The following is an 18,249-nucleotide window of genomic DNA, read 5'->3' as shown; positions in this document are numbered from 1 at the left end:
GAACGTGGCTTTTGGCACTCGGCATGAAACAGAGTGTGGCGTTTGGCACGTGGCGTGCCATAAGGCGGTCTACTATCACGGACGCGCACTTCTCCTGCATGTCCAACTGCAGGTGTGTGGTCACCACTACCTGTTGCAACCTGAGGTTGAGACACCAGGTCATCTACATGCAGATTTGTAGGATATTAGCAGGTAGGTAGCTTGCAAATTTTGCTGTTGCAACCTGAGGTTGCAACAGATTATGGCTGGGGTTGGGTTAGATGTGGTGGAGAGGCTGAGGTCGGGGAGTGGGTATGAGATATGAAAAGCTGGGCGTGAAGATTGCCCACAAAAAGACCTGAAAACAGGGAGCTTGCGAATAGTTTGTGAAATTCGAGCGAGACTTTGCAGAACAGAGGGGGATAGCTCGACTTTAGTTGCCTAGGCGATTATTATTGACTATCGCTGTCATTGTGCGATTTTACTCTGGCAGTAGTGAGATTTGGCGAGGAGAGAGCAGGACAGGTGAGCAAGCAAAGCGCAATCGAGCTAGAAGGCAAGGTCATTGAGCCGTTGCCGAATGCAATGTTTAACGTCGAGCTCGAGAACGGCAAGACCATTCTGTGCACCATCTCAGGCAAGATTAGGATGAACTACATCCGCATCCTGCCCGGCGACCGTGTTGTCGTCGAGATTTCTCCCTACGATCTCACAAAGGGACGCATTACCTACCGTTACAAGTAGGCAGTGTGTTCGGGCGGACGTCTTGGTTCACCACAGCCAAGGCCAAGCCATGCAAGGACACAGCCGGGAATTCACGCCAGCGGCTGGGCGATGACATAGTTCGGACCGGCACTACCGGAAGGAAAGACAAAATGAAGGTACGTCCTTCGGTCAAGAAGATGTGCGACAAGTGCAAAATTGTACGCCGCCATGGCAAGGTTTTTGTAATCTGCGAAAACCCTCGTCACAAGCAGCGTCAGGGCTAAGGGGGCAACAAGTTGGCACGTATTAACGGCGTCGACCTGCCGCGTGACAAGCGCGTTGAGGTTGGCCTCACCTACCTTTATGGCATCGGCCAGACTAGCGCCACCAAAATCTGCGAGGCCTGCGAGATCTCCAAGGAGACTCGTGTCAAGGACCTTACAGAGGACGAGGTGACCAAGATCCGCGATTATATCGATGCAAACTTTACGACGGAGGGTGACCTTCGCCGTGAGCGTCGTACGAATATCGCCCGTCTGATGGAGATTGGCTGCTACAAGGGCCTGCGTCACCGCAAGGGCCTTCCTGTAAACGGCCAGCGCACCCACACCAACGCACGCACTCGAAAGGGTCCGCGTCGTCAGGTCGGTGGAAAGAAGAGGGGATAACGCATGCCGCAGAAGAAGAACGTTCGCAACACGCGCGTGCGTCGTGCGGACCGCAAGAACATTGCAGTAGGCCAGGCACACATTAGGTCTACCTTTAACAACACGATCATCTCGATTACCGACGCACAGGGCAACGTAATTGCTTGGCAGTCTGGTGGCACCGTCGGCTTTAAGGGCTCTCGTAAGTCCACGCCGTTTGCAGCACAGGTGGCAGCAGAGGCTTGTGCCAAGGCAGCTATGGAGCACGGCCTGCGTAAGGTTACCGTTTTTGTGAAGGGCCCTGGTTCTGGTCGTGAGACCGCCGTTCGCAGCCTTCAGGCTGCAGGTCTTGAGGTCTCTGGTATCCAGGACAAGACTCCCATCCCCCACAACGGTTGCCGTCCTCGCAAGCGTCGCCGCAACTAATCAGGAAGGACAGACAAAATGGCAGTTGATAGGACTCCTGTCCTCAAGAGGTGCCGCGCGCTCGACATCGATCCCGCGGTGATGGGTTATAACAAGAAGTCTCACCGTGAGCCCAAGCAGTCTCGCCGCCAGCCGTCTGAGTACGGCCAGCAGCTCCGCGAGAAGCAGAAGGCAAAGTTTATCTACGGTGTTCTTGAGAAGCAGTTCCGTAGTTATTACACTCGCGCAATCCGCGTTGAGGGCATTACCGGCGACAACCTGATGGCACTCCTCGAGAGCCGTCTGGACAACGTTGTCTTCCGCCTTGGCTTTGCTCGTACGCGTCGTGAGGCTCGTCAGACCGTCCGTCACGGTCATATTATCGTGAACGGCAAGCGTGTCGATATTCCTTCTTATCAGGTCAAGACTGGCGATGTTGTCGCAGTTGCTCCTGAGTACAAGGATCTCCTCCCCATCAAGGAGGCAGTCATTGCTTCTGAGCACATGACGGTTCCCGCCTGGCTGGAGGTTGACATCGAGAAGCTGTCTGGCACCGTTCTTCAGGTCCCGACTCGCGATCAGATTGACCTCGTCAATGACGAGACAATCGACCCGCAGCAGATCGTCAACCTGTACTCCCGTTAAACCGGTAAGTCAGGAGGATTTACATGTCCGAGTTCATTCGGCCAGAAGTTTCGGTGGAAGAGATCAGTGAGAACATCGCACGTGTCAGCGCAGAGCCGCTGGAGCGCGGTTATGGCGATACGCTGGGCAACTCGCTTCGTCGTGTGCTGCTTTCCTCTCTCGAGGGCGCAGCTGTCGAGGCAATCAAAATCGATGGTGTCCAGCATGAGTTCACCACGGTGCCTGGCGTCTATGAGGATGTCACCGATATCGTTCTTAACGTCAAGGGTCTTGTGTTCCGTGCAAATGGCACTGGCGATGAGGCTGTTGCCACCATCAACGTTGACGGTCCCATGACCGTCACTGGCGGGGATTTCCAGATTCCTGCTGAGTTTGATTTGGTCAACAAGAGCCAGGTTATTTGCCACCTCGGCGAGGGCCAGCACCTTACGATGTCTATGCGCATCGCTTGTGGTCGTGGCTATGTGTCGGGCGATGACAACGATCACGACAACCCCATTGGTGTTATCGCGATTGACTCTCTGTATTCGCCTGTTCGTCGTTGTGCCAAGGTTGTTACCCCGTGTCGCGTTGGTCAGCATACCGACTATGACCGCCTCGTGCTTGAAGTGGAGACCGATGGCTCGATCTCCCCGCGCGATGCAGTTGTCGAGGCCGCCAACATCATCAATCAGCATATGGCTGCGTTCATGACGCTGACCGATGAAGAGGAGCCTGTTGAGGACACCTCCATCTTTGCGACGGGTGAAGAGGAAGAGGACAACACCGATCTCGATAGGGCAATTGAGAGCCTGCAGCTATCCGTGCGCTCTTACAACTGCCTCAAGCGTGCTGGTATTCACTCTGTGCGCCAGCTTGTCGAGTTCTCTGAGAACGACCTGCTCAACATTCGCAACTTCGGCGTCAAGTCCATCGAGGAAGTCAAAGACAAGCTCGAGGATATGGGCCTGGGACTTAAGGCCTAGTCGTCCGTACCTTTTAGAGGAGTAGCAAGACCATGAGACACAATAAAAAGAAGGGCATGAAGCTCGGCACCGATGCGAGCCACACCAAGGCAATGAAGAAGAGCCTTGTTTGCGCCCTGCTTTCTAACGATCGTATTAAGACTCTGGATCAGCGCGCCAAGGCTATCCGTCCTGAGGTCGACAAGATCATTACTTGGGCAAAGCGTGGTGACGTTGCAGCTCGCCGTTTGGCTATTGCCAAGCTGGGCGACAAGAACGTTGTTGCCGAGGTCTTTGACCGCGCAGCTCAGGGCCAATGGGATGGTCGCAATGGTGGCTATACCCGCATTATGAAGCTCGGCCCTCGCAAGGGCGACGGCGCTGAGATTGTCATCATCGAGCTCGTTACCGAGCCTGTTGCCTCCAAGGCTGCAGCTAAGGTTACCAAGGTTGTTGAGCCCGCTCCTGCCAAGGAAGAGGCTCCTGAGACTGAGGTCGCTGCTGAGGAGACCACCGAGGCAGCTGAGTAAAGCTCTAGCTTTATGTATGTTCAAAGGGGTCTGGACTAGTGCCAGGCCCCTTTTTCCATCTGGATATACTAGACTACTGCAAGAATAAAAGGTGGGCTATGAGTGAGGCAGCGGGAACCATAGTTGTACGCCTAGGCTATAGAGGAACAGACTTTGCCGGTTTTGCCGAGCAACCAGGACAGCGTACTGTTGCAGGTGAGTTGCGGCGTGCTCTTGAAACTGCTCTACGGCGTCCAGTCGAGCTTGAATGTGCAGGCCGTACGGATGCAGGTGTGCATGCACAGGCGCAGTATGTGAGTTTTTCGGCTGATGCCGAAGAGCTTAAACGACAGGGAAGACGCCTTGAAGCATCGCTTGTAGCTTTAACTCCAGACGATATTTCTATTGCAGGGCTCTATCAGGCATCAGCGAGCTTCTCGGCTCGTTTTGATGCCATAGAGCGGCACTATCGCTATCGAATTGCCGTGGGCAATACGCGCCCCGTATTGTCATGGGGACATGCATGGTGGTTGCGTAGCGCGCACACTCTTAATGTGGAGCAGATGAATACTGCGGCCACAGCATTGCTTGGCGAACATGATTTTCGAAGTTTTTGTAAGGCAAGCTCCGTTGCTCTTCTTGATGGAGCAGGACGTTCTACCTCACGTTGTGTAACAAAACTTGAAGTATCACAGCTGGAAGAGGCGGGTGAGCAGCTAGTTGTTGTGGACGTTGCGGGTAATGCTTTTTTGCACAATATGGTGCGCATAATTACAGGCTCTTTGGTGGAAGTGGGACGCGGACATCGTGAGCCCGATTGGCTTGCTAGAGCCCTGCAAGCGCGCAACCGCAGCGCAGCTGGTCCTACAGCACCTGCAGAAGGGCTCTGCTTTGCTGCAGTGGATTATCCCTGTGGTGTGCTGAAACCCTGGGATTAAGAATCGTTAGACATCCTGCAAGGTCGGCTATACTCTGTCAAGAGAAACTGCACGCTATGAAGGCGAGGAGATTTTTATGCTGCACAAGCGCGAACGCTTTGAGCGCACAGATGTACCTCGTAGTGATAGGGCTGGCTTGATTTTGGCTTGTGCTGCGGGCGCATTTGTGTTGATTGGTCTTGTTATCTCGCTGCGCTGGAGCTGGGTGATGGCACATCGCGACGCCAACCTGGGTGACAGAACCCTCAAAACATCTATCAAGGCACAAGGCGAAGTTGCAGCACCCAAGGGCTATAAAGCTTCCAGCGATATCTTTACCAATGTGGTGATTTTCTCGGTTGACAATCCCAATGCAGCAAAACCCAAATTACATGCAATTCAACTGCTATCGATTAATGTGAGCAAGGGCACAGGTAGCTTGGTGAGTATTCCTGCTAATACTAAGCTTACAACTGACAAAGGCGATACAACACTTTCTGCTCGCTTTGATGCTATGGGCGCATCGGCATGTATTGCTCCTTTGTCAAGTGCGATTAATGTGCGTCTCTCTCACGCGATCGTGGGTACTGATGATATTTGGAAGCACATTGCCCAGCTCAAAGGCGCTGGTATGCAGTCGCTTATTGGTTCGTCCACAAAGATTTTGGAGTCTATTAAATCTGATATGACTTTTGGTGAGATGACCGATCTGGCCGAGCGTACGCTTTCTATTGGTATCGACAAGCTGGCACGTAGCGAGGCTCCTACTGCTGATGCCAAGCTCAAAGATGGCACTCAAGCTAAATCTATTAACGCCAACAAGCTCAATGAGGTTTTGGGGACGCAGGTGGCAGCTAAGTAATATCACGTCAAGCAAAAATATGTGCAAGCATTATCCACATTGCTGGAATATCCGTGAGCAGTGGCAAGATTTGCTGTTATGGAGTCTCTGAGGCGCGATAATCAGTAGCAAAACAGTAGAAGATGAACATATGTGTCGTTGCGAGTGGTGTCGTTTTATATTCTGAGTCATTGCTCAAAAGGAGCTTCCAGATAGATGAGCAGGCTTTTTGACAAGCCCCTAGTTTCGATTGTGATGCCCGCCCACAATGTGGATGGCACCATCCGTCGTGCTGTCGAAAGTCTTCAGCGTCAAACATGCGAGAGTTTCGAACTGCTTGCTATTGACCTGAATTCGGATGATCGTACAAGCGATATGCTCGAACGTATGGCAGATAGGGATATTCGAATCACCATTTTGCATCAAAGCGATGATGATTCTCAGTTGGCGCTCAATTGTGCGCTTGATCAGCTCAGCGGTAAGTACCTTATGTTTGTAAGTGGCAATGACTGGCTTGAGCCTCCTGCGCTTGAAGAATTACTCAATACGATGAAGCAGGGCAATCCTGAACTTGCACTATCTTCCTACTACCTTGATAGCTACTTTGGGCAAAGCGAGTATGTCTCCAAACAGCGCAGTTGTACTGAAGAGGATTTTGATACTCAAGCAGATTTTAGGGCGGCCGCCTGGCGTTTGTTTGAAGAGGGGCAGTTGCATGATCTTTGGGGCAAGCTTTTCAAACTCGATCGAGTAAAGCAACTTGGCATTCATTTTCGCAAGCAAAGCCCCGACGGACAGTGCTTTGTGTTGGATTACTTGCGTGATATTGAGCGCGTTGCCACACTGACACATCCTAGCTATCACCATTGTATCAATGGCAATAATGTCTATCGTAGCCAGTGGGAAGACGATCTCTATCAGCAGCTTCAGGATGAGCATAAGGAACTGCTTGAGCTCTATCATCACTGGGGACTTGATGGCGATCCTGCAAGTATTGAAGTTATCCAAAGACGCTATATCGAAGGTCTGCTTGGTCTTATTAGGCGTCTTTGTGACTCCTCCTGCAAGATGCCAGCTGCTGAAAAGCGCAAGCTTGTACGTCAGATGATTTCAGACGACGATGTACAACTGGCTGCACGCATGGCACGGCCTGAGGGACGCCTAGTTTCCATGATGCTTACGCCTATCCGCACGCGCAATATTGCGCTGGTTATGGCGGGTGGAAGCTTTGGGGCACATATTATGCATCACAATGCAAAATCTTCCTTACGTAAGAAAAAATAGCGTTAGTAACTGTGTCGCTCACGTGCGTTATGTGTTGCACGAGCGTTTCCTTTTGCCTATTTTTCTCTCATCTAAACGCAAAAACGTATAATAGCTTCACCACGTGGGACTTTCACGCATTAAGTTGCAAGGGGGATGGGCATGGGGCTCATCCGGTCGTACGTGCGAAAGGGGTCCGGCGAAAGCCAGAGAAAAGAGGAATAGCCATGAAGTACAACAATTGCTTTATCCACACATCATCTAGCAGCGATTCTGCTCCGAACAAGCACAATATGAATCGCCGTGGCTTCCTCAAGGCTTCTGGGCTCGCGACCATTACCCTAGGTGGAATGGCATTTTTAACAGCCTGCGGCCCTGCTCCCGAAGGAACGAGCGGTTCGGCTGATAGCCAGTCTGGTGGCTCTGCTTCCCCAAAGCATAAGTTTGGCTCTGAGGGCAAGATGCGTGTTGGTATGGAAGCCAACTATGCTCCGTATAACTGGCAGACTGATACCCCCAGTGATTACACGATTCCTATCGAAAACGTCTCGGGAGCTTATGCCGATGGGTATGACGTGCAATTTGCAAAGATTATTGCTGAAGCTATGGATCTAGAGCCTGTTGCCGTTGCTATGAGTTTTGATGGTTTGGTTGAGGCATGCAAGAAGGGTCAGATTGACATCATTTGCGCTGGTATGACTGCGACTCCTGACCGCGCTGAATCAGTTGACTTTTCTGATCCGTATCTTGAGGACACTGTTGCTGTTATTACCAAAAAGAATTCCAAGTTTGCCAACGCCACCAGCCTTAAAGATTTATCTGGTGCAACAATAGTGGGACAAAAGAGCACATTCTACGACGAGGCAATTGACCAAATCCCCAATGTGAATCACGTAGATGGTCTAGAGTATGCTCCCGATGTAGTGGCGCAGCTACAAAACGATCAAGTTGAGGCTATTACCTACTCGGGTGCAAGTGCCTCAAAACTGCTTGAGACGTATACAGATTTTGTTGTATGCCAGCTTAAGGATGGTTTTACTGGAGACTATAAGTCCAACAATGACAACGCTGCTATTGCCAAGGGTCAAGATGATGTCCTGAAGAAGATCAACGCTGCTATTGCCGATGTTCCTGCCAAGGAGCGCGACGAAATGTGGACTGCTTGCAACGAGCGTATGCCTCAGTAGCGATATAGCGTCCCCCGCTAGCTTATATACATTCTTCGGAAGGATACATCCAGATGGATGACTCACATACGCAGGGCCGTTTTAGGCGGTTGCGCCAGTTTGTGCAGACCGACCATCGTTATGTTGTGTTGGCCACAAGCGTGATCGCGCTCATCGGTCTTTGGTTTTCAATGCAGCCTCGCTCGCAGATGAGTTTTTTGGCGCCAGTATATGCGCTTGAGCTGCTTATGTACTATCTGCTGGTGGCATGGCTGATTTTTGCTGCGGCGGCATTGATGACCAAGCTTGCCATGTGGCACAACTATACTGAGCGTTCGCCTTTTGCGCGTAAGCCTTTGGTGACTGTGGAACGTTTTGCTTCCTATGTGGTGGCTATAATTGCGGCCGTGCTCTTTATAGACCGTGCGGTGATGGGCGTTGCATCTTCGGCGGCAACCGCTATTGGGGCTGACAAGATTCCACGCGGCGGCTTGGAAGCAGCGCTTTATATGCTCTATGAGGGGCGTGCGCTTTTCCGTACGGGTATTCTTACAACGGTTGAGTTGGCTGTTTTTGGCACAATCATTGCATTTTTCTTGGCACTATTGATGGCAACACTGCACTTGCTCAAGATTGATCGTGCAGATAATGACTTGGTGCGCTTCTTTAAGGTTGTAGGATCTGGATTTGCCAAGCTTTACTCAACCATTGTACGCGGCACACCTATGATGGTACAGGCGCTAATTATCTATAATGCCGGATTTGCCGTGCTGCTGGGCACGGGTATGAGTTCGGGACAGATTCGCCTGGTGTGGTCAACGTTTATCGCTGGTCTGGTAACTGTGTCTCTAAACTCCACCGCCTACATGATGGAGGTGCTGCGCGGTGGTATCGAGTCAGTCGATGCAGGCCAGACAGAGGCTGCACGTTCGTTGGGTCTTTCTCAGTGGCAAACATTGCTACGTGTTGTGTTCCCTCAGGGTATTAAGTTTGCTATCCCAGGCCTTTCTAACGAGCTCGTTATTAATATCAAAGACTCGTCAGTGCTGTCTGTTATTGGTGTTGTCGAGTTGATGTATGAGTCTCGTGCTATGGCTGGTATTTATTACAAGAATATCGAGGTTTACATGGTTGCCGCAGTGTTCTATCTGATTTTGACGGCACTTGCAACGTATCTGCTTAATAGGCTTTCCAAGCATTTGGATGCGCCTAGGTTGCAGCAAACCTCCGACTCGATTCACGCCGCGGTCTCCGCGGACAAGCAGTAAGGAGTGGCGATGACTATCAATACTCAAACAATTCGTGAGTCGGATACTGCTGAAAATCCACTGGTACGCGTTGAAGGTCTGCGTAAGTGTTTTGGCAACCATGAGGTGCTCAAAAATATCAATCTAACCATTAATAGGGGCGAAGTCGTCACCATTATCGGTGCATCCGGTTCGGGCAAATCAACTCTGCTGCGTTGTATCAACTTGCTGGAGACACCTGATTCGGGTCATGTGTGGTTTCATGGCAGTGATCTTGCTGCCGAGCATGTGGATGTCAACAGTCTGCGCCAAAACATTGGCATGGTATTTCAGAGCTTTAACTTGTTTAACAATATGAATGTGTTGGGCAACTGTACGTTGGCGCCAGTTCTGCTTAAAAAAGCGACGAAAGCCGAAGCAGAGGAGACAGCGCTGAAGCGTTTGGATGAGGTTGGACTCAAGGATTTTGCAGGAGCTGCGGTTAGCACGCTTTCGGGTGGGCAAAAGCAGCGTGTTGCGATTGCGCGAGCACTATGCATGGAGCCTGAGCTCATGCTTTTTGATGAGCCGACAAGTGCGTTGGATCCTGAGATTGTTGGTGAGGTTCTCGAGATTATGCACCGTCTTGCCGAGCAGGGCATGACAATGGTGGTTGTGACTCATGAGATGGACTTTGCCAAAAACGTCTCTGATAAAGTTGTCTTTATGGATGAGGGAATTATTGCCGAGGAAGGTCATCCCAAGGATATGTTCACCCATCCCCAACATGAACGTACGCGTGCTTTTTTGTCTCGCTATTTGGAAGACACTGGCGTCGGATAGGCGGTAGATCTGACGTCGACTAGATGGCAGACCTGACGCCGACTTTGACAGTTCTAGGGTAAAGCGCCCCGAGGAGACGTTTTTGGTAGGATTCCGATCAAAAACGCCTCCTCGGGGATAAAACTTTTAACTATCACTACGGATTTTATAAAACAGCTTATGAGTTTTATAAAGCTGCCGGAAATAACTGCTGAATATCTGCTATCAGGCGGTTTTATGAGACGTAAGTTGGATGAGAAGAATTGCGCGCGATGACCCAGCCGAGCTACGCATTTGTTGTTGCTAAGCAGAAAAGATCTGCTTGCCACCGAGATAGGTGGCAAGACAGTGGGCTTGCTGGATTTCTTCAGACTCACACGTGAGGAAGTTTGTATCCCATACAGCTAAGTCAGCAAGCATGCCAGGTGCTAACAGTCCCAACTCATGCGTGCGGCCCACTGTTGCTGCGCTGCCATATGTATAAGCTCGCAAAGCATCTGCGCGGCTGATGCAGTGTTCGGGGTGCCAGCCACCTTTGGGAAGGTGACTTTGGGGCATCTGGCGAGTGATAGCGCAGTACAGTACATCTTGACTGGTAGGGGGTACAACAGGTGAATCCGTACCAAATGCAAGAGTAGCGCCTGTCTGTAGAAACGCCTCAAAAGGCCACATGCGTGCTGCTCGTTCAGATCCTAAATCGCGGTCGGGTTGAGACAGGTCAATGACCGCGTGAGGTGGTTGCACAGAAGCAATAACGTGCGTCTTTGCAAGACGGTCAATGTCTGTGGACTGGATATCTTCAATATGCTCAAGAGTGTGGGCACCTTGTTTGGGCTGACCATAAAGACGAGTTGCTTCCTCAAAAATATTGAGAGCTTCATGAGCTGCTTGGTCGCCAATGGTATGGATGCGCACAGCATGGCCGTGGCTTGCTGCTGAAAGTACGAGCGAACGCATGCGCTCAGGTGCTACCGTAGGCCTGCCGACATCGCCCGTAAAATAAGCATTGGTATAGGGCTTGCTGCACCAGGCGGTGTGCGCCGAGCTGACTCCGTCAAAGAATTGCTTGAAACCTGGGGCTTGAAGCATATTGCCTGTAAGTTCGGCCTGCATGATCTCAAGGTTGGACTCGTCTTCGGTGAGGGTAGGGAAGAGATGTGCGCGAAGTGTTAGCTCATCAGCATTGAGAAGTTGCTGGTAGATGTCAGGGCGAATGGAGTCTGCACCAGGGATCAGCGAGAGCGCCATGTCACACACTGAGGTAATACCCATGCTGGATAGGCGGTGGAAATAACTGCGATATACCTGCATGAGCGCCTCATCAGGAAGCATGCCAACAAGACGGGCGACGTAGGCCATACCAGCTGCTTCGCGGAGAACACCAGTGAGGTGGCTATTAGCATCACGATCAAAACTTCCACCAGCGGGTGGCTGAGTTGCATCGGTAATACCTAGTTCAGTCATGCCGCACGAATTGAGCCAGAGCGTATGAGCGTCCCCTGAGTAAAGTGCGACAGGACGATTGGGAAAGGCGGCATCCAATGAGTGGCACGTTGGCGCAGCGGTGGGGTCTATCCAAAGGGATTGACGCCAACCATGCGTGAGCACCCAATCCTGCGTATCAGGGAGGGTTTTTGCAAAATTGATGAGATGTGCGACCTCATCTGCTTCGCTAGTTCCGACATATTGATCTGCGAGTGCAGAGGGAAAAAGCGCAGAGTGCAGCACGTGTTGATGCGCATCATGAAAGCCTGGACAGACGAACTTGTCACCGTAGTCAATGAGCTGAGTCTGAAAATCGCACAGTTCATCAGCGCGCTCATATGGAAGAACTGCTGTTATGATTCCCTGCGTAATGCCAATAGCAAGTGCTTGTGTTTTGTTGGTCCTGTCTGTAAAGACATTTTTTGAGCGAATAACCAGTTCGACCGCCATGTGACCTTCTTTTAGCTGATTAGCTGTTTGACCGCATTAGTTTGGCTTTAAATTCCAAACGACACTTTAGCCATCGTGGCGGGCGATAGGGTGATGGTGTGTTGCTGTAGAGGTGGATGGCATAAAAAAGACGGTCTCTGGCGGGTGTCAGAGACCGTTAGGAGTCATTAACTAATGTGGGTAAGAATTAGTTCTCGTTGCGCTTGCGCAAAACGGTTGCAGCTGCAGCAAGTAGACCGCCGGCGATAGCGAGCACAGCTGCAGGAAGAGCAGTGGCTGTATCAGAGGTCTGGGGGAGAGCAGAACTCTTCTTTACGGCCTTGGCGGGGGCAATGTGCTTGGGTGCAGCTTTGGGCGCAGGAGCAGGCTTGGGCTGAGGCTTAGTCTCGGGCTTGGGGTCTGCCTTCTTCTCGACCTCAAGTGTTGCCTGGATGCTGCCGTCATTTGGACCCTCTGCATCTATGCCGTTGGGATCTTGGGCAGAACCCCACTCAAAGAGTGTTTCCTTACCGAGGCCCATCTTGCCATTAACGTTACCCTTGACAACAATCTTGCCAGGTTGCGCATTGTCACTAACTTTTACCTTGTTTACAGTAATAGACATGACACCATTTTTGGTATCCTCGGCAATCTTCTTGACGAAGTTTCTCAGATCACCGTATTCCATATCCTCCTTAATTGATGCAATAACCGTGAGTGTCTTACCCTCAGCAGAGGCAGTGGTATCCCAAATGCCAGTCTCCGCATCACCAAAATTATCGTAGGTGATGTCAACCTTGCCATCAGTGTCTTTCTCGAAATCCATCCCCTCGGGAAGTGTGAGGGTAATGGTGAAGGCGAAGTTTACTTTGCTTTCGTTGCCTAGAAAAAACCCGATAGGGACACTACCATACGCTTTTTCAATCTCCTGCATGAGCGCCCAAACGTTACTCACATTAAGGGTGCCAGACACTGCCACTACCTCACCAGCTTTAACCTTATAAGCGGTCTTGGTAGTGGAATCGTTATTAATGAGGATATCGCCGTACAGATTACTGTACTTATCCACATCAATTCCTGCTGCTTGCATCATCTCTTTAACTTGGTCAGCCAGTGTGGGAGAGGGATGGGCTGCAGAACGATTGACAGCAGTGGGTGCTGCGGGAGTTGACGTTGCCTCTGCGGGCGCAGGAGTTTCGGTTGCGGGAGTAGCCTCGGCCTCGGGTGTCTCTTCGGTGGCAGGAGTGACCTCAGCTTCGGGGGCGGCAGTGGTTTCAGGAGTGGTTGCAGCGACGGTCTCAGTGGCTTCCTCAGCAGGTGCTGCTGGGGCGGCAGCAACAGTCGCGTCATTGTTGTTGGTGGGTGCATCCTCTGCAGCATAAGCATTTACTGCAACAAAGGGTGAGGCAATTGCGCAGGAAAGAGCGGCGGCAACAGCTGCCTTTGCAAGGGTTCCGGACTTTACGTTCATACACACTTCTCCTTATATCAGCTGTTTACGATTTTGGGAATATCTAGGGCAGACTTCCCACGTAACCGGTCTTATGCAAAATTCTAATAGCAGCACCTGAAAGTCATCCAAAAAAATCTTAAGAATAGGGTCTTGCCATGACATATCCACGACCTTTTGCCAGCGTCCGAGCATTTGTGATGGCAAGCAAGGCGGTATCATAGATGCTGGCTGGATATTGTTGCCCAAGGAGGACTCCATGCAGGACGGTTTTGTCAAAGTTGCAGCCCGTACGCCTGAGATTCGTGTTGCTGATGTTGCCTATAACACTAAAGCGATTCTCTCGGAGATTCGTGACGCATATGAGCATGATGGAGCAAAAATTATCGTTTTGCCGGAGCTCTGCGTAACGGGCTATACCTGCGAAGATCTCTTCTGGCAGGATATCCTGCTTGATGCAACTGAGCGTGCACTTACCGAAATTGCCGAGGTCACTGCTGACTATGATGCAATTATCTTTTTTGGTGCGCCTCTGCGTAACAATGCGAAACTTTATAACTGTGCAGTCGCAGTGAGCCATGGCGAGATTTTAGGTGTTGTGCCAAAGCAGAACATTCCTACCTATAACGAGTTTTATGAAGGTCGTCATTTTTCTGTTGGTTATGAAGACGTGATGATTGTGAACCTGCCTTTTGCAGGGGAGTTCGGCATACCTTTTGGTGCCAATCAGATCTTTGTTTGCGAATCGATGCCTGAACTCAAAATTGCCGTGGAGATTTGTGAGGACCTCTGGGTGCCAAATCCCCCGTCGACCAACCATGCTCTTGCTGGGGCAACGGTGATAGTAAATCTTTCTGCGAGCAATGCTGTCGTTGGCAAGGCTGATTATCGTCGCAATCTGGTGATAGGCCAATCTGCACGCCTGTTAGCTGCCTATATCTACGCAAGCGCTGGGGAAGGTGAGTCAACTCAGGATGTGGTCTATTCTGGACATGACATGATTGCCGAAAATGGCGCTCTGCTTGCAGAAAGTAAACCTTTTGGTGATGGTTGTGCGGCAAGTGAGATTGATGTGTCTTTGTTGGCGGCCGAGCGTCGCCGTCAGTCTACCTTTCAGTCAAGCGGTGCCTCTGAGCTTGATATGGGCTATGTCCATGTCGAATTTACTTTGGAAAAGGCTGCAACTAAGCTCACACGCTTTGTCGACCCCCATCCCTTTGTGCCAGATAATCCCGTGACACGTGCTCAGCGCTGCGAAGACGTACTATCGATTCAGGCACATGGTTTGGCTCGTCGTTTGGCTCACACGCGTTCGACACATGCAGCGATAGGAGTGTCGGGTGGCCTGGATTCGACGCTTGCTTTGTTGGTGACAGCGCGTGCGTTTGATCTGGTAGGGCTTGATCGTGCGGGGATCATTGCGGTAACTATGCCTGGTTTTGGCACGACCGACCGCACGCATTCTAATGCGCAGGAGTTGGCAGATGCTTTGGGTTGTGAACTGCGTGAAGTACCCATCGCCGCGGCCGTACGTCAGCATTTTGCCGATATTGGGCAGGATGAAAATGTGCATGACGTGACCTACGAGAATTCCCAAGCGCGTGAACGTACACAGATTTTGATGGATATCGCCAACAAAGATGGTGGCCTAGTCATTGGTACGGGCGATCTATCCGAGCTGGCTCTGGGCTGGGCAACCTATAATGGCGACCACATGAGTATGTATGGTGTTAACGGTAGCGTGCCAAAGACGCTGGTCAGACACTTGGTTAACCATGTAGCAGATACCACGAGTTCGGCTGCGTTGTCGCGTGTATTGCTTGATGTGCTGGATACACCAGTGTCGCCCGAGCTCCTGCCCGCATCAGCTGATGGCACGATTTCGCAGCGCACTGAGGACTTGGTAGGGCCCTATGAGCTGCACGATTTCTTCTTGTATCAAGTACTGAGGCGCGGTTTTGCTCCGTGCAAGGTTTACCGTTTGGCGTGCTATGCGTTAGGCGATAGTTATGATGCGGCGACAATCAAGACTTGGCTGAGGACTTTTTATCGGCGTTTCTTTGCTCAGCAGTTCAAAAGAAGCTGTTTGCCTGATGGGCCAAAGGTAGGCTCGGTGGCAGTGAGCCCTCGCGGCGATTTGCGTATGCCATCCGATGCCCAAGCAAACCTCTGGCTCTCTGGACTCGAGCATCTAGATGACTAGCCAGTTGTAGCTCTACGCTAGCGAAGGGCAATCCCAATCCCGTTTGCTTTGCTTGGCAAAAAAGCACCGTGCTGAGATCAAGCAGAGCAGGGGGTGCTACGTAAAACCCACAGAACTTACTACTGAAACACACTCAATAAACCTAAGTGTGTCGATAGCAGATTTTTTTCCAATTCCGTTGTTATATTTTGCATATCTGGGTATTATTCCTAGCGTTGGCAGTTAAGAACGACGGGCTTAGCCCGCTCCGCTCGCAAACAGGCGCCGCATGGCGCAGAAGGAGGTTTTAATCATGACATTGAAGCCGCTGGGTGATCGCGTTCTCGTCAAGCCCGCTCCCAAGGAGGAGAAGACTTCCTCTGGCCTCTACATCAGCTCTGGCGCACAGGAAAAGCCTCAGCGTGGCCAGGTTATTGCTGTGGGTGAGGGCAAGCGCGACCAGAATGGCAATCGCATTCCCATGGATGTCCAGAAGGGCGATGAGGTTTACTACGGCAAGTTTGGCGGCAACGACGTCAAGATTGATGGCGAGGATTTCCTGCTGCTCCGTGCTGACGACATCTACGCCATTATTAGCGAGTAAGTAGCTCGTTTAGTAGCTGCTCTACTTACAAGCAGAGCAAAGCTTTTTGATTGAGTATTCCTACAAGGAGGAAAAACAATGGCAAAGGATATTACCTTCGGCACCGATGCGCGTGCCAAGCTCGCCAAGGGTGTCAACACTCTTGCCGATGCAGTTACCACAACCCTTGGCCCCAAGGGTCGCTATGTTGCACTTCAGCGTAGCTACGGCGCCCCCACCATTACCAACGATGGTGTTTCTGTTGCCAAGGAGATTGAGCTTAAGGACCCCATTGAGAACATGGGTGCTCAGCTGGTAAAAGAGGTTGCTACCAAGACTAATGACACCGTTGGTGACGGTACCACCACCGCAACTCTGCTTGCACAGGTTATCGTTAATGAGGGCCTTCGCAATGTTGCAGCTGGTGCAAATCCCATTGCTATTCGTCGTGGTATTGACAAAGCAGTTGCAGCCGCTGTTGAGCAGATGAAGGGTTCCGCGCAGGACGTCTCCACCAAGAAGCAGATTGCTTCCGTTGGTACCATTTCTGCTGGCGATCCCCAGATTGGCGCCAAGATTGCTGACGCAATGGAGGTTGTTGGCAAGGACGGCGTTATCACTGTTGATGAGTCTCAGACCTTTGGTATCGATATCGACACTGTCGAGGGTATGCAGTTCGACAAGGGCTATATCTCTCCGTACTTTGCAACTGAGCAGGACACCATGACCGCTGAGCTGCAGAATCCTTACATTCTGCTGACCGATCAGAAGGTCTCCAATGTCCAGGATGTCATGCCTATTCTCGAGGCAGTTGCAAAGTCTGGCAGCCCTCTGCTTATTATTGCCGAGGACGTTGACGGTGAAGCTCTGGCATCGCTGATCCTCAACAAGATTCGTGGCGCTCTCCAGGTTGCAGCTGTCAAGGCTCCTGGCTACGGTGATCGTCGTAAGCGCATGATTGAGGACATCGCTGTACTTACTGGCGGTCAGGTTGCTATGAAAGAGCTCGGCGTCACCCTTTCTGATGTTACTGCCGAGATGCTCGGTCGCGCTAAGTCCGTCAAGATTAGCAAGGACAACACCACTATCGTTGGCGGCTCTGGCTCCAAGGAGGCCATCGACGAGCGCGTTGCTCAGATTAAGAACGAGATTGAGAACACTACTTCTGATTTTGACCGCGAGAAACTCCAGGAGCGTCTGGCCAAGCTCTCCGGTGGTGTTGCAGTTATCAAGGTTGGCGCTGCTACCGAGGTTGAGCTCAAGGAGGTCAAGCACCGCATTGAGGATGCTCTCCAGGCCACTCGTGCAGCTGTTGAGGAGGGCATTGTCGCAGGTGGCGGCGTTGCTTTCCTGCAGGCAACCAAGGCTCTGGATACTGTTGAGACCGTAGATGCTGACGAGCAGATCGGCGTTGACATCATTCGCAAGGCACTTGCAGCTCCTGTACGCACCATTGCTGCCAATGCTGGCTTTGAGGGTTCCGTTGTGGTTGAGAAGATTAAGTCACTGCCTGAGGGCGAGGGTCTTGACTCCGCAAATGGCACCTACGGCAACATGGTTGAGATGGGCGTCCTTGACCCTGTCAAGGTTACCCGCACCACGCTGCAGAACGCTGCTTCTGTTGCATCCCTGATTCTCATCACCGAGGCTACCGTTTCTGATGAGCCCAAGGACACCTCTATTGAGGAAGCCATTTCTCGTGCTGCTGCAGCTGGCGGCCAGGGTGGCGGCATGTATTAAGCCATCTAGCGAGATGCAATCGCCTTAGCGGTTCAAAATTGTTCGTATTATCGAGCAATGCTTGCGCCCCTGCACCTGAGCTGCGCCTTCGGATTTTTGACGTGTTTCCTGCGTCTAAGATTCGGGGTGCAGCTCATTTGCGGGGGCGTTTTGTATAGCGTCGTGCGTGCCGTAACTGGCTTCGCTTTGCTTGGTTGCCTAGCTGTGTTCTGCTTAGCCATCTAGCTGCGCTCTACTTGGCCACAGCAAAGAGGAATCCTTTTGGTGTGGAGTGAGAAATCGCCAAACGCCACGTTCTACTTCACTTTTTT

At 51.4% G+C, this 18,249-nt stretch carries 18 protein-coding genes; 16 read left to right on the top strand and 2 right to left on the bottom strand.

Translation table 11 applies throughout. The annotated features are described in order from the left end of the window. The first annotated feature begins 504 nt into the window (after nt 1-504). From infA to HMPREF9069_RS08440, 13 genes are all read left to right on the top strand, one after another. Nucleotides 505-723, top strand: coding sequence for a translation initiation factor IF-1 (gene infA / locus HMPREF9069_RS08500; RefSeq protein ID WP_035438975.1), 219 nt, complete (start codon nt 505-507; stop codon nt 721-723). Between the two features lie 131 nt (nt 724-854). Beyond that, on the top strand, nt 855-968 hold the full coding sequence (rpmJ, locus tag HMPREF9069_RS08495) for a 50S ribosomal protein L36 (protein WP_021626867.1): 114 nt from the start codon (nt 855-857) through the stop codon (nt 966-968). Nucleotides 969-980: 12 nt separating this feature from the next. Beyond that, the gene (rpsM, locus tag HMPREF9069_RS08490; protein ID WP_021626866.1) at nt 981-1,352 is read left to right on the top strand and encodes a 30S ribosomal protein S13; all 372 of its coding nucleotides are present in this window, start codon (nt 981-983) and stop codon (nt 1,350-1,352) included. Nucleotides 1,353-1,355: 3 nt separating this feature from the next. Further along, entirely contained in the window at nt 1,356-1,757 is a 402-nt protein-coding gene (gene rpsK, locus HMPREF9069_RS08485; RefSeq protein WP_021626865.1) for a 30S ribosomal protein S11, read from the top strand. 18 nt (nt 1,758-1,775) lie between these two features. Beyond that, on the top strand, nt 1,776-2,381 hold the full coding sequence (gene rpsD, locus HMPREF9069_RS08480; RefSeq protein WP_021626864.1) for a 30S ribosomal protein S4: 606 nt from the start codon (nt 1,776-1,778) through the stop codon (nt 2,379-2,381). Nucleotides 2,382-2,404: 23 nt separating this feature from the next. Next, entirely contained in the window at nt 2,405-3,346 is a 942-nt protein-coding gene (locus tag HMPREF9069_RS08475; RefSeq protein WP_021626863.1) for a DNA-directed RNA polymerase subunit alpha, read from the top strand. Nucleotides 3,347-3,378: 32 nt separating this feature from the next. Next, a complete protein-coding gene (rplQ, locus tag HMPREF9069_RS08470) occupies nt 3,379-3,855 on the top strand; it encodes a 50S ribosomal protein L17 (protein ID WP_021626862.1) in 477 nt (158 codons plus the stop codon). Between the two features lie 98 nt (nt 3,856-3,953). Then, on the top strand, nt 3,954-4,772 hold the full coding sequence (truA, locus tag HMPREF9069_RS08465; protein ID WP_021626861.1) for a tRNA pseudouridine(38-40) synthase TruA: 819 nt from the start codon (nt 3,954-3,956) through the stop codon (nt 4,770-4,772). A gap of 76 nt (nt 4,773-4,848) precedes the next feature. Continuing rightward, nucleotides 4,849-5,613, top strand: a complete 765-nt coding sequence (locus HMPREF9069_RS08460; protein ID WP_021626860.1) for a hypothetical protein — start codon at nt 4,849-4,851, stop codon at nt 5,611-5,613. 195 nt (nt 5,614-5,808) lie between these two features. After that, nucleotides 5,809-6,876: a glycosyltransferase family 2 protein gene (locus HMPREF9069_RS08455; RefSeq protein WP_021626859.1), complete on the top strand. Its 1,068-nt coding sequence runs from the start codon at nt 5,809-5,811 to the stop codon at nt 6,874-6,876. Nucleotides 6,877-7,082: 206 nt separating this feature from the next. Beyond that, nucleotides 7,083-8,042: a transporter substrate-binding domain-containing protein gene (locus HMPREF9069_RS08450; RefSeq protein WP_232204075.1), complete on the top strand. Its 960-nt coding sequence runs from the start codon at nt 7,083-7,085 to the stop codon at nt 8,040-8,042. A 53-nt stretch (nt 8,043-8,095) separates the two neighbouring features. After that, on the top strand, nt 8,096-9,289 hold the full coding sequence (locus HMPREF9069_RS08445; protein WP_021626857.1) for an amino acid ABC transporter permease: 1,194 nt from the start codon (nt 8,096-8,098) through the stop codon (nt 9,287-9,289). A 9-nt stretch (nt 9,290-9,298) separates the two neighbouring features. Continuing rightward, a complete protein-coding gene (locus HMPREF9069_RS08440; protein ID WP_021626856.1) occupies nt 9,299-10,090 on the top strand; it encodes an amino acid ABC transporter ATP-binding protein in 792 nt (263 codons plus the stop codon). A 282-nt stretch (nt 10,091-10,372) separates the two neighbouring features. On the opposite strand, the gene HMPREF9069_RS08435 is transcribed toward HMPREF9069_RS08440, so the two are convergent. Together HMPREF9069_RS08435 and HMPREF9069_RS08430 are read right to left on the bottom strand one after the other, a co-directional pair. After that, complete coding sequence (locus HMPREF9069_RS08435; RefSeq protein ID WP_021626855.1) at nt 10,373-12,004, bottom strand: amidohydrolase; 1,632 nt, start codon at nt 12,002-12,004, stop codon at nt 10,373-10,375. Nucleotides 12,005-12,191: 187 nt separating this feature from the next. Continuing rightward, nucleotides 12,192-13,454: a hypothetical protein gene (locus tag HMPREF9069_RS08430; RefSeq protein WP_021626854.1), complete on the bottom strand. Its 1,263-nt coding sequence runs from the start codon at nt 13,452-13,454 to the stop codon at nt 12,192-12,194. Nucleotides 13,455-13,692: 238 nt separating this feature from the next. Between HMPREF9069_RS08430 and HMPREF9069_RS08425 the strand changes: the two genes are divergently transcribed. The 3 genes from HMPREF9069_RS08425 to groL all read left to right on the top strand — a co-directional run bounded on the left by HMPREF9069_RS08425 (nt 13,693) and on the right by groL (nt 17,938). Next, nucleotides 13,693-15,636: an NAD(+) synthase gene (locus HMPREF9069_RS08425; protein ID WP_021626852.1), complete on the top strand. Its 1,944-nt coding sequence runs from the start codon at nt 13,693-13,695 to the stop codon at nt 15,634-15,636. Between the two features lie 292 nt (nt 15,637-15,928). After that, entirely contained in the window at nt 15,929-16,219 is a 291-nt protein-coding gene (gene groES, locus HMPREF9069_RS08420; protein ID WP_035438972.1) for a co-chaperone GroES, read from the top strand. A gap of 78 nt (nt 16,220-16,297) precedes the next feature. Next, nucleotides 16,298-17,938, top strand: a complete 1,641-nt coding sequence (gene groL, locus HMPREF9069_RS08415) for a chaperonin GroEL (protein ID WP_021626849.1) — start codon at nt 16,298-16,300, stop codon at nt 17,936-17,938. Nucleotides 17,939-18,249: the final 311 nt, after the last annotated feature.

The organism is Atopobium sp. oral taxon 810 str. F0209 (genome assembly GCF_000466405.1).
Classification (GTDB): Bacteria; Actinomycetota; Coriobacteriia; order Coriobacteriales; family Atopobiaceae; genus Olegusella.
The sequence above is the reverse complement of the archived record's forward strand: the minus strand, read 5'-3'. Positions and strand labels throughout refer to the sequence as shown.

Bases quoted from the DNA above. Each gene is read 5' to 3' on its own strand.
- rpmJ (WP_021626867.1), top strand. From the start codon at position 855: ATGAAGGTACGTCCTTCGGTCAAGAAGATGTGCGACAAGTGCAAAATT.
- rpsK (WP_021626865.1), top strand. From the start codon at position 1,356: ATGCCGCAGAAGAAGAACGTTCGCAACACGCGCGTGCGTCGTGCGGAC.
- rpsD (WP_021626864.1), top strand. From the start codon at position 1,776: ATGGCAGTTGATAGGACTCCTGTCCTCAAGAGGTGCCGCGCGCTCGAC.
- HMPREF9069_RS08475 (WP_021626863.1), top strand. From the start codon at position 2,405: ATGTCCGAGTTCATTCGGCCAGAAGTTTCGGTGGAAGAGATCAGTGAG.
- rplQ (WP_021626862.1), top strand. From the start codon at position 3,379: ATGAGACACAATAAAAAGAAGGGCATGAAGCTCGGCACCGATGCGAGC.
- truA (WP_021626861.1), top strand. From the start codon at position 3,954: ATGAGTGAGGCAGCGGGAACCATAGTTGTACGCCTAGGCTATAGAGGA.
- HMPREF9069_RS08460 (WP_021626860.1), top strand. From the start codon at position 4,849: ATGCTGCACAAGCGCGAACGCTTTGAGCGCACAGATGTACCTCGTAGT.
- HMPREF9069_RS08455 (WP_021626859.1), top strand. From the start codon at position 5,809: ATGAGCAGGCTTTTTGACAAGCCCCTAGTTTCGATTGTGATGCCCGCC.
- HMPREF9069_RS08450 (WP_232204075.1), top strand. From the start codon at position 7,083: ATGAAGTACAACAATTGCTTTATCCACACATCATCTAGCAGCGATTCT.
- HMPREF9069_RS08445 (WP_021626857.1), top strand. From the start codon at position 8,096: ATGGATGACTCACATACGCAGGGCCGTTTTAGGCGGTTGCGCCAGTTT.
- HMPREF9069_RS08440 (WP_021626856.1), top strand. From the start codon at position 9,299: ATGACTATCAATACTCAAACAATTCGTGAGTCGGATACTGCTGAAAAT.
- HMPREF9069_RS08435 (WP_021626855.1), bottom strand. From the start codon at position 12,004: ATGGCGGTCGAACTGGTTATTCGCTCAAAAAATGTCTTTACAGACAGG.
- HMPREF9069_RS08430 (WP_021626854.1), bottom strand. From the start codon at position 13,454: ATGAACGTAAAGTCCGGAACCCTTGCAAAGGCAGCTGTTGCCGCCGCT.
- HMPREF9069_RS08425 (WP_021626852.1), top strand. From the start codon at position 13,693: ATGCAGGACGGTTTTGTCAAAGTTGCAGCCCGTACGCCTGAGATTCGT.
- groES (WP_035438972.1), top strand. From the start codon at position 15,929: ATGACATTGAAGCCGCTGGGTGATCGCGTTCTCGTCAAGCCCGCTCCC.
- groL (WP_021626849.1), top strand. From the start codon at position 16,298: ATGGCAAAGGATATTACCTTCGGCACCGATGCGCGTGCCAAGCTCGCC.